The sequence below is a fragment of the Zooshikella harenae genome, assembly GCF_018837975.1.
GTDB lineage: Bacteria > Pseudomonadota > Gammaproteobacteria > Pseudomonadales > Zooshikellaceae > Zooshikella > Zooshikella harenae.
On record NZ_JAGSOY010000105.1, the window covers coordinates 1 to 11,419 of the forward strand.

Genomic DNA, 11,419 nt, shown 5'->3' on the forward strand with positions numbered 1-11,419 from the left:
AGAATAGGCTATTTTTGTTTGGTTTTTTAAAAAAATCTATGATTAGCCATAATATATAATTCCTGATGAAATATTCGGGCTAGGACACAAGTATACGGCCGTCCAGCGAAGCTTATATTAATAAGTGACTGGAGCGGTAGTTAAAAGCTCCTGCATGAACTGCATTTGTTGGTCAAGAGTGCTGACAACAAACCTTAAAAATGATTCGTAATAGTTGAAACAACCCTTATGGACTTCTTCAATAAGTCTCTGTCATAGTTAAACATTGTATAGTGTCTACTTATCTGGATGTTCGTAATATTAATAAGTGAAATATTTCACCTAAACACTAAAGTGTGCTCGTGTTACATTGCTTTCAGTGAAATCAAAAATCTTTTTCCCTAAATGTTAAGTAAAGTGCTTAATTAACTACCAAGATTGAATGCACTATTTTCTAGCAATTTATCATTGGAGTAATAATGAATAAATGAGTGAAACGTTACTACCAGCTAATGCAACAGTTATGGAGCGAGTTCAAGAACAAGTGGTTACTCGTTTGAATAATGTGCCTGTTGGGATTGGATCATTATGGAGTCCCAGTGAGAGCCCTATAAAGTTATTACCTTGGTTAGCCTGGACTTTATCTGTTGATGAATGGGATGGTAATTGGTCTGAAGATCAAAAGCGTCAAACCGTACAGAAAAGTTTTGGTGTTCACGTTAAAAAAGGCACAGTTGGCAGTGTTCGGCGCGCTTTAGCTGCAGCAGGTTATGGTGATGCCGTTATTATCGAAGGGCTGAATGCCCAGCAATATAACAATACAATTTTATATAACGGACACTATTTTCATGGTGATAGAGGACGTGAGTGGGCCGCATATAGAGTCTATCTTCAACGTCCCATTACTATAACTCAAGCTCAACAAGTGCGCCGATTATTATCGCAAACTGCACCTGCCCGTTGCTATTTAGCAGGTTTACACTATGACCAGGCTTTGCATATTTACAACTCAATAATTTCTTATGATGGAAGTTTTTCGCACGGAGTAGCTTAATGGCACATTTATCTGAAATAAATGAATATGAAGAAGGTATTTACCAACTTGAAACAACTGATCCTGTAGTGGCAGGACCTAATGGTATTTCTAATCGTCAAGCTAAGCAGCTTGCGAATAGAACAGCATGGCTAAAACAACAAATTGACAAGTTAATATCTGATGTTGATAAGTTGGGCGTTACTGACGTTACAGGTCTGCAAGCTGCATTAAATTCTAAGCTAGATGTAATGGGAAAGGCTACAGATTCAGAACGATTAGATGGCAAGTGTGGAAAAGTGTATGCACCTCCTGGTGCAGTCATCGCCTTTGCCGCAGATACCCCGCCAGAAGGGTGGCTTGAATGTAATGGCGCTGCTTTGTCTCGGATATCTTATGCCAACTTATTTAGTGTAATTGGTACTGTGTTTGGTGAAGGTAATGGTTTAACAACATTTAATTTACCAGACTTGCGCGGTGAATTTATCCGTGGTTTTGATAATGGTCGTGGGATTGATAAAAAGCGTTTATTTGGTTCTTGGCAGAAGCCAACAGTACGAGCGGCTAACTATGACGCTTCAAGCCGAAATATTATGGATTTTGATGAACAAGGTTATATGGGAGAGGATGATGTAAGGAGTAAGTTTGGTTACGAAGATCCTGACTGGAATGGTTATACTGGAAATATTAACTTTATGCAGATCTCTGAAGGTATTGGGTATGGTTCTGTTTCAGCTTCAACTTTTTTGCATGCTATCAGACCGCGGAACATGGCCATGTTGTTCTGTATTAAGTATTAAGGAGTTTAATGATGAATACTATTTATAATTATCATCCGTTGAGCGGTGAGTATTTATCTCAGGTAGAAGCACATAATGATCCGTTAGAAGGAAAACCTCTTGTCCCTGCATATGCAACAACCAAGCGACCACCACTAACACAGCAAAATGAAGTAGCCTTATTTAAAAATGGTTTTTGGTCTATAGTTTCTGATTATCGTGGCGTTGAGTATTGGTTGCCAGATGGTACGTATAAGAAAATTCAAGAATTAGACCAAAGAGTTCCGGCTAATGCGCTTACTGAACCGCCAGAGCCTAGCTTAGGTCAGCTTAGACGACAGGTAGAGCAAAAGGTTGTAGCCTTTGCTTTTGAAACTCGAGCTAAAGTCTCAGAGCACGTTGATCAGTATAAACTTGCAAGCTGGAATGACAAAGCACAGCGTGCTTTACGCATACTAAGTAATAATGCATCTGAAGCAGATAAACTAATTTTACAGGCAGAGTGTGACAAACGAGGTAGTAATGAAACACTACAGCAATTAGCTCAAAAACAAGTAGTTAAAAATCAGTCGTTAGCGATGGCTTGTGCAATTATAGATGGAGCTGAATTAAAAGCCCTGAAAGAAATTAAGTCAAAACGTAGTGAAAAAACTTTAAATGCATTATTTCAGAACTTTAAAAATAAAGTGAATGATGAGCTAAAAACTTATGCTGACTGAAAGTGTAACTAAAAAATAAAAACAGCTTTTTAATTGCCTTACAGATAGATTGTACAAAGTCATGAAAGAAGCCACATATAATAATTACTATTTGATGAATAGAGATTGTGCTAATGCAATGCATGATTTAATTTGTTCTTCCCGCAGCAGAAGACCATCCTTGGTCTCTACTGCTCACGGTGCTCCCGGCACCTGTTTCACAAACTAATTCAAGCATTGCAGGCCCACTTTGTTGTAACACACCAATTGCTTTTAAGTAAGCGGTAGTGATAATTCAGAGTGTGACTTGATAATATCTAGGCTGGATAAGGTACATCGAACTGTTTGCCGCAAGGAAGCGGCAACCAAGCCTCTAGGGAGGGATTTACGGCGTGTTTGATGGGCGTTATGCAGCCGTTGGACAAAGGGGGGGGCTACAGAAAATAAGCTTTTTGAGTTTGGTTGGCTTATAATCCATGTCGACTATTAGCTATCTACATGAAGATATATTTAATGAATTCTTGTTGATCATAAAGACTCGACTTTGGCCATCATTCAATACACATGACAGCTAAAAATAAGCTATTAGAAACAACAGGTTAGAATTAATTCATATCATGGTTTTCATTAGACATGAGTTAATTCAGGTTATAAACACTAACTGTATTGCTTTACCTGCAATGCCTTAGCTTCTAAATGGCCAAAGTCGAGAAAGAATGAATGAGTAGAAAATTGTGCCTATCCACCATACCCAGTAAAATTTATACAGAGTGATGCTATTCGGTTTTAATTCTATTGAAGCCAGCTTGACAACTACAAACACAAAAACGTTCACCGTAAACAGAATAAGTGGCAAAATAAGCTCAATACCTGTATGACCCATGCCTGGAGGATGAGTATAAAAGATTAGGGATAAGCAAGAAAAAAATAAAGTAAATAAAGTGTATGTGAGCAACATAAATATTGGCCTATAATACTCCTTCCATACCCGTATCTTCATCTAGAAAAAAATGTGGAAATGGGACAATTTTTCTGCAGATAGGCTTATATATTGGCTCATTTTTTTCGTTGTTCTTTAAAAAGCTGCCATGGTTTAGTAGATATTTAATATCGTAGGGTTTTATGCTTACAAGATCAGTTTCTTTTGTATAAGTTAGAAATCCTTGATATGAATTGCTTATATTGAATGTATAGCTATTAATTTGTTGAGTGTATATTTCATCAAGTAGTAGTATGGGTACCATGTATTCATAAAATGATATGTTACTCATTTTATATCTTTCATTAGAGCTACTTAAGTAAACCCTTTTGCCATCTTTGTTTATAATTGAGTATAGAAAAATAAACGGGAATCCGTGACTTCTCTTAACGTTATTGTAATAAGTGTTGACGACTGGAAGAGGCATGCTAATGCCGAGTATAGTCTCTAATTTCTCTGAAAAAGCTACTATTGCATATACATTTCTCTTTTTTATAGTTGAGCTGTTTGTGTCTATTTTGCCTGTATCAAAATAGTTGCTATCTAGTTCCTGGTGGGGTGTGCAGTATGATTCTGCAGGTGGAGTAATAGCAAGTCCTGTCAGCTGAGTTTTATAACTACTGAAGGTACAGCCAGTAAGCAGTAACATAATGACCGCTAGTGAGATATTAATTTTAAATACATCTGCTATCATATGATAATCTTACTCAAACTACTGTTCCCAAAGTATTTCACCATCGGTAGTTTTACAATAGGTATAGCCTGAAGGCTCATCTATACAATTATACTCATATATTTTATCGGGTAAGTTAATGTCTATCTTTAAATGAATGTTGGGTTTGATATCTTTATCTTGTATCCATAACCAGTATGGCCCATCTTTGATATCCATCTCAGGATACATATAAGGGCATTTTGCTTTTTCTATATTTGCTACTCCTTTCATGTTTATGTTGCGAAATAGTTTTTTGCAATTTATGGTATGATCGAGCTTTAGTTTATGATAATACTTAGGCGGAGCATTATCACCAACAGTATTTATAATTAAAACTTTAAACAGAGAAGGGCTTAATGAGCCATCTAAAGCTATATCTGAACCATAATCGTGCTCTGCTTCCATTTCTATATACGAGTGATACCAATCACAGTATTGCCCTTCAAGAATAGTGGGTAACTTAATAGAATAATTGCCATTTTTATCAATTTGTACTGTGCGTCTAAATGTGTATTTTTCGACATGGTTAAACTTACTTGAATCTTGTGGCCAGGACTTTCTTTGTAAGCACCGGCTACTCTTTGTAGAAAATGAATTTCTAATCGTTACATTTTTAAACCCTTTAGGCATCTTGCCAGAGATAGTAATAACGCCTTTCTCCTGATTGAGCTCGGCTAATTTATAATCCATGTCGAGGGCAGAACATGCAGTGAGTGCACTGAATGCAATAGTTAGTGACGTTAAATTTACTATGTTTTTATACATTATTTTTCTCAAAAGATATCACCTAATTTCGGTTCAGGAATAAGAGTATTTCTCAACGTTTTCTCAACATATTTTAAATTGGATTGGTGCTTGCCTAAAACGGATTGTTTTGTATACATCTTATTGTAGTGTAACTTGAGATCGTTATATGTTTGGTTTAATTCGTCAGCCTCGTCATATCTACCTTGTCTTTTTAGTAAATTAATTTTTATCTCATAGGATCTTAATCTATACTCTACTTTGGGATCATTCCCAATATTTAAATAGTTATAAATAAGTAACTCTTTTAAATGTGGCGCATAACCTGAAACGGCTCTGTGGTCATTACCTCTTAATAGTTTGCCAATAAAATTAAAGTCAGGCATATCATCATCTTTTTTAAATAACTCTTGAACGAGTTTGCTGTCAATTAAGCCTTTATGTTTAATATTAGTTACCATTATCTGAAAGTTAGAGTTAGGTGATAATGGATCATCAATAGGTAAAATATATTTAAGGTGGCCATGGTGAAAATATCTATCTTTATCTAAACCAATGGCTCCATCTAAGTCAACTGTAGAATAAAGAAATGTAGTGATCCCAATAGGGTGTGAAATAAACACTAATGAAGGTAACACTGTACGGAGTCTTATGTCCATCCAACGAGAAGGTACAGAAGTCACTGGATCTTTATAATTAACAATCCGATAATGGGTGATGGCTTTATAGGTATTAACAAAGGTATCAGTTCCTACCCTTGGCGAGCCAATAGTATACAGTACTGGGTTATAGTCTCGATAGGTGACAGCAAAAAGTGTGGCCATGGCCCCACCTAAACTATGGGCAGCAATAAATAGTTTCTTGCCGGTTAGATTATCTTTTAATTTTTCATGAAGTTTTTTCTTTAAGATATTAAATGCTTCATAAAAGCCTTTATGTACATACCCAACACCATCTTTAAAAGGTATTTGATCTGCAGTACCATCTGTTAAAACGTTAGCAAGGTTATCAGTCCCTCGGGTAAACAGTACAACTGAGTCTTTACTATAGACAAAAAATGCTTGTAATTCACATAAATGTTCTTCACCATCTGTTTCTTTATGAAACATTACATTCGCAAATGCAGCACAGCTATCGTCAATTAGAAAACGCTTATCATAGGGAACATCGATCAATACCCATGGAATATTTTTACAGGAGGCGTTATCTACTTTTAATGGTTTTTTTAGCTCTGCCCAATCATTATCAATAGTATATTTTATTGTGCCAGGCAGAATTTCATAGCCATGGTCGTCCATAGCTTTTTTACTTGGTAAAAGAGCATAGCTTATAATTGAAAATAAGCTTAAATTATAGGCGTTTAGGTCATTGTATTCCTTTGTATGACTTAGCACGGGTACATAGGCGCGTAATGGGTATAGTTCTGCAATACAATGATTTTCTGCTTTTGATACTATAAAGTCTATTGATAAGGGTGAAGTTTTGGATGGGTTGATTACTACCTGTTGATATTTTGGTAGCTTAATTTTTTTAGTTAGAAATTCTTCTAGTCTGAATCTTGAGTGTACCCAATCTTTTAATTGCGCCTCTGTTTTTGCCTGTGTTGACTTTTCATAAGGATCAACACTGGGCATTCTCATCATTTTTGCTTGTTTAACAAGTTCATCTTCATTTTTGGCATGGGTCAACTGATAGGCCCCTGCAGGTAATGTAAACCATGCTATGCCTTGATCATCAGTGGTACTGGACCAGGTGGGTGACGACTTGGGGGATTTATACTCACCTTTATTATTGATAAAACAGGTAGAGCCACCAGAGTGTGGTGTTACTTCTAACACGATACCTTTATAAGGACGTAAATCAGGGTCAACCAAATGTATTGCCAACTTACGCAATTTTGGACACTGTAATGTAGTGCTGGAAGAAGGATTATTCGCCATCAGTTGCAACTGCCTTAAGCTGTTTTAATATGTTTTGCAAAAGCGTTTAACATTTCGCCTGGTTTTGACGGGTACATATTGATTAACGACTGAAATGTCGCTTTATTCTCAAACCCTTCTCCCATTACGACGCTTTGTTCAATAAACTGCGTAACATGGGTATCTTCTGATAGACCTAGTTTTTCGGCAGCTGCTATTCTTCTTACTAAAAAGCATTCCAGTGGGCCTTCCTGTTCAGTAATATGTTGAGCCTGGGTCGGATAGTTTGCCCAAATATGTTGCGATAAATTGGTGACTTGAATCTTTAGCCCGTGTAATTGAAAAGCCTGTGTATGATTATCGGTTACTTGCCACCAGGGGCGAGGCAAGGGTTGATACTGCTCAATCAAACTATCAACGGGCATGGTTTGACCGGCGATAGCCGGGTTAAAAACATGGATAATGTTATCTTGTGTAGGGAAAATGGCATAGGGGACAGGACCCATAAAGTAACGAATTTCTTCTTCTGTGCAGGCAGATAAATATTGTCGCATAATTTCGCCATTAAAAAAGCGAAATAAGACCTCCTCACCCATGGAATTTTTGGCGGTAATTAAACTTTGCCAATGTTGCATGACTTGTTCAAAGGGGGCAGGGGTTGCCATGATCCACATACCATCCCGATCCCATTCCTGTATTAAACCATGAATAAGGTGCTTATCTTCTATCTGAATGAGATAGGGGCTTTTTAAAGCAACGGCATCATAAAATGGCGTATTTTGATATAAATTTTCATACCGCTCGCCTGCCGTTAATTTCATATAAACAGGTAAAAAATCAGGGGGATGAATACCATCAGCCAGCAAATAAATGGTTAAATCACGACGTTGCCATTCATAAATAATGGGGGGCAGATGGTCAAAGGGCATCGTTTGAATTATGTCTGTCATGGCTTACTTCTCATTACAAATTTTGCAAATAGGGCTTTTAGCTTGTTGGGCTGCAGAAAGCGCATCTGCCTGACTGGGACATAATTTTTTATCTGCCAGATTTTCAGAAGGTTTGCCTGATTTTGCCCGATCAGCCTCTTCAGCAAGCGCTGGTCGCTCAGGCGTAATGATATTGACCGGTGTGGGGAGTCCTGGTCCTTGGACATGGATGGTTTTACCATCAATAAATACCCCTTCCTGATTGACCGTGATCGAACTACCACCAGCGACAAACGTTACTTCGGTATCTGACTCAAGTAATATTTTTTGGCCGGATTTAAAATTCATGTCTTTAGCTTCAGTCCGGTGTTCTCCATCAACCTGCAAATGGCGTGTTCCGATTACGGTTTCATGATAGTCGCCTTTAATTCCTCGTTCATGATTTTGATCTACTTTGATATGTTGGTCTTTTATAATGTGCTTGAAATCATGTTGGTAAACTGTAACTGTATTATTGCCCACAATATGTTCACGGCGATCATTTTTAATGCGGACATCCAGATCTTTTTCCGCTGTGACCATGATGACTTCCTGATCCTTTTTATCTTCAAAGGTGAACTCATTAAAGCCACCACCACCAGGGGATGAATTGGTTTTAAAGCCAGAGCGGGTTTTATGATCCGGAAGTTTATACGGTGTTTGATGCCTGCCATGGTAGACAACACCCGTCACTACTGGGTGGTTCACGTCGCCATTTAAGTAATCAATGGTGACTTCCTGACCTATGCGGGGGATCACCATACTACCCCAACGATCACCCGCCCAGGTTTGCATAACCCTAACCCAGCGGGAAGAATTTTCATTTTGCTTGCCTTCCCGATCCCATTTGAATTGGACTTTTACACGCCCATATTCATCGGTGTAGATTTCTTCACCCGCAGGTCCCGTAACAATTGCGGTCTGTTTGCCAGGCATTTTAGGGGCTTTATGTCGTGGTTGAGGGCGATAAACGGTTGTTTTGGGTATGAAGATCCCACGCGAACGATAATACGCGCCATCACCCACGGCATACTCATCAGAGCCTTGAGGTTGCCGACCTTCATGCACTACTTGAGTAATAATGTATGTTTTATTCACTTCTTTAACTGGGTGATCTACGATGGCTGCCGTATAGCCAGGAATCATCGTACGATAAGTACCACCTACGGTGGCAATGGTCTTTTTGACTTGATGCATTTCACAGCGAATACGGGCATAACGCTGACCTGCTTCTACCGTCTTATAATTACCAGGGTAAATATGCTCAACGGCATTTTCCTCACCAAGCGTATGCTCAACCTCAAGGTTTAACCGTGGTTTATGGAAGTTGTAATCCCGTATTACCACTTTACCGATGGTTCGGTTGTTACTGTATTTCACCGAGTCTAGACAATCACCATCAGGTACCATGCCGGTTTTCATGTGAAAACTCAGCGTATCACCCACAATAGGCTTCAGACTTTCATTACGATCTACAAAAATAAGCTTGTGGCTGTTCGCAGTATGCTCGAAGTAATAAAAAATACCTTCTTTTTCCAGCAGGCGGGCAATAAAATTTAAGTCAGATTCGTTAAACTGAACTATATAGGTTTCTTTTTCATAGTCATCAGTGAGTTGAAACTCAAAGTCGATGCTTTTTTGCAGCTCTGCTCGGATGAGAACCTGTTCAACAATTTCAGGCGCTGTGAGTTTTTGATAAGTACGACAGTCTTCTCGGTATTGAAGAAACCATAGTTTAGGGACTATTTTTACGTGGTATCCAGTATAACGGTTATCAGGACTGGCTTCTGTTAATGAAGCGACCATGCCATGAATTATTCGGTCCTCTTCTTCGCCACGAATAGTGATACAAGCAGGCTTGCGAATAAGATTCAAATTACCCAGCTCGGGATGACGACTGACTAGAGATATTTCAATGCTGTAAGGGTCTGAAATCCCTTCAATACCATTGACCTCCGTTACCATTAACTCAGCATGGCAACCAGTGATCTCCAACAGAAATACACTACGATTAGCACCCAACTTCATGACATCGCCTTACAAGAAATAACTGGATGCTATTGTATTTCAAAGGCTGCAAGGACTTAGCAATGTACATCACAAGGCTACGATATGTAACAGATTTGGTTAAGATCGTAACGCTTTAATTGAACTTGAAAGTTTCAGAGAAGGCTGCTGATGTGTTTTGGCGTTTAAGGGGTAATTGATAATCTCTATTTTTTGCGACGCCATCGTGTGATGATGACGAAGCCTAAAATTTATTTGCGAAGGGTATTTCTACTGACTATTTCTATAAATACACTGTGTAGCATCATAGGGCAAAAGAATGGTATCAAGAACTGCGCTGAATGTGCCATCAATTAACATAGGTACAATAAATGCCAAGAATTCAACACCTAAAGTAATAGTACCTTCACGAGTTGTTATAAAAGGGTAAGTGTAATAGTGTGCTGTCCTACCATTAATTGAAGCACAGCTAATCAGATTAGAGACTAATAGTATAATTAACAGTAAGCCAAAGGTTTTCTTCATATGCCAGGTCTTATAAAACTAATTCAATAGAGCCTATAAACTTATCAAACTCAGATGGTGTTAGTAGAGTATTGTCAATGATGAGAAATTGATCTTGAAGTTGCCTATGCGTGATATAAGTCATAGAGTAATTAGCAATATTAGTATAAATGACTTTAAAGGTATTAAAGTCACCTTTTGAGTACGAAATAACTTTAGCATTTCCTTTAGATAAAATATGAGATTTAGCTTCAATGACTTGCATTTTTTTATGGTCGGTTAGCCTTATAAAAGGCTGAGTTTTTACGCTATTTATAAACATTATGTAAAAGAAATTATAAGCATTAACATTAGGAGGGGGAGGCTTTATACTAAGGGTAAATCCTTCATTCTCTGATAAAATAAGACTAAAATTTTTTGCGCTTGGATTAGACTTTTCACTATTTGAATAATACTCGCTACGTTCAATATACTTTTTGGTGAGTTTAAATTTAAATACACCAAGTTGGAATGGAATACCATTTTTAAACGCTGTGGTTGGCCACTGGGGCAATCGCATATAAAAATAAAATCAGTATAATAGGATGATTACCAACTGACTTAGAGTCATAACATTGGAAAAAATAATACAATTGCAGATCATTTTAGTCACTTAGATGACCATTGAGTTGAACGCCATCGTCGTCATAAGTTAGTTGATATCATTACTGTTACGATTTGTGCTGCGTTGTGTGGAGCAGATGATTGGGTTGCTATTGAGCGATTTGGTAAGGCCAAAGAAGCATGGTTTCAAGGCTTTCTAGAATTGCCCTGGGACAAACTCAGGGCTGACATATTGATATGCAAACCTCTGCAGAAGTTTGTACGTATGCGACACCACCAGTATTTGACCGGGGTCCATTATTCGCCATCATTACAGGTATGCTGGGCATTGGCGGTGGATAAGTGAAATAACGTGGAAACAAAAAAAGTCCGTTAAAATATATTTTTTCAGATCAAAACCATATAACAATTATAGAGCAGCTTACACAAAAATACTTTCGGTTGTGCCTCAAAAGTATGTCCAAAGACTGGATTGTATGATTTTTACTCAA

Annotated in this window: 10 protein-coding genes and 1 pseudogene; 4 read left to right on the forward strand and 7 right to left on the reverse strand. The window is 37.8% G+C overall.

Features of this window, described 5'->3' with window-relative positions; translation table 11 throughout:
- The first annotated feature begins 466 nt into the window (after positions 1-466).
- From KCG35_RS22295 to KCG35_RS22305, 3 genes are read left to right on the forward strand one after another with little or no spacing between them, the layout of a single operon-like run.
- On the forward strand, positions 467-1,033 hold the full coding sequence (locus KCG35_RS22295) for a phage tail protein I (RefSeq protein ID WP_215822071.1): 567 nt from the start codon (positions 467-469) through the stop codon (positions 1,031-1,033).
- The gene (locus KCG35_RS22300; protein ID WP_215822072.1) at positions 1,033-1,812 is read left to right on the forward strand and encodes a phage tail protein; all 780 of its coding nucleotides are present in this window, start codon (positions 1,033-1,035) and stop codon (positions 1,810-1,812) included. The genes KCG35_RS22295 and KCG35_RS22300 overlap by 1 nt, the downstream gene beginning before the upstream one ends.
- Before the next feature lie 8 nt (positions 1,813-1,820).
- Positions 1,821-2,510 carry a hypothetical protein gene (locus KCG35_RS22305; RefSeq protein ID WP_215822073.1) on the forward strand — a complete coding sequence of 230 codons (690 nt, stop codon included), beginning with the start codon at positions 1,821-1,823 and terminating at the stop codon, positions 2,508-2,510.
- Positions 2,511-3,457: 947 nt separating this feature from the next.
- On the opposite strand, the gene KCG35_RS22310 is transcribed toward KCG35_RS22305, so the two are convergent.
- The 7 genes from KCG35_RS22310 to KCG35_RS22340 all read right to left on the reverse strand — a co-directional run bounded on the left by KCG35_RS22310 (position 3,458) and on the right by KCG35_RS22340 (position 10,884).
- Complete coding sequence (locus KCG35_RS22310) at positions 3,458-4,162, reverse strand: hypothetical protein (RefSeq protein WP_215822074.1); 705 nt, start codon at positions 4,160-4,162, stop codon at positions 3,458-3,460.
- An 18-nt stretch (positions 4,163-4,180) separates the two neighbouring features.
- Positions 4,181-4,960 carry a hypothetical protein gene (locus tag KCG35_RS22315; protein WP_215822075.1) on the reverse strand — a complete coding sequence of 260 codons (780 nt, stop codon included), beginning with the start codon at positions 4,958-4,960 and terminating at the stop codon, positions 4,181-4,183.
- Positions 4,957-6,867 carry a lipase family protein gene (locus KCG35_RS22320; protein WP_215822076.1) on the reverse strand — a complete coding sequence of 637 codons (1,911 nt, stop codon included), beginning with the start codon at positions 6,865-6,867 and terminating at the stop codon, positions 4,957-4,959. The genes KCG35_RS22315 and KCG35_RS22320 overlap by 4 nt, the downstream gene beginning before the upstream one ends.
- 14 nt (positions 6,868-6,881) lie before the next feature.
- The gene (locus KCG35_RS22325; protein WP_215822077.1) at positions 6,882-7,796 is read right to left on the reverse strand and encodes a DUF4123 domain-containing protein; all 915 of its coding nucleotides are present in this window, start codon (positions 7,794-7,796) and stop codon (positions 6,882-6,884) included.
- A gap of 3 nt (positions 7,797-7,799) precedes the next feature.
- Complete coding sequence (locus tag KCG35_RS22330; RefSeq protein WP_215822078.1) at positions 7,800-9,842, reverse strand: type VI secretion system Vgr family protein; 2,043 nt, start codon at positions 9,840-9,842, stop codon at positions 7,800-7,802.
- Positions 9,843-10,091: 249 nt separating this feature from the next.
- A complete protein-coding gene (locus tag KCG35_RS22335; RefSeq protein WP_215822079.1) occupies positions 10,092-10,346 on the reverse strand; it encodes a YceK/YidQ family lipoprotein in 255 nt (84 codons plus the stop codon).
- A 10-nt stretch (positions 10,347-10,356) separates the two neighbouring features.
- Entirely contained in the window at positions 10,357-10,884 is a 528-nt protein-coding gene (locus tag KCG35_RS22340; RefSeq protein WP_215822080.1) for a hypothetical protein, read from the reverse strand.
- Positions 10,885-11,007: 123 nt separating this feature from the next.
- Here KCG35_RS22340 and KCG35_RS27140 point away from each other — a divergent pair.
- A pseudogene (locus tag KCG35_RS27140) lies at positions 11,008-11,124 on the forward strand (transposase family protein); the annotation flags it as partial.
- Between the last annotated feature and the right edge of the window lie 295 nt (positions 11,125-11,419).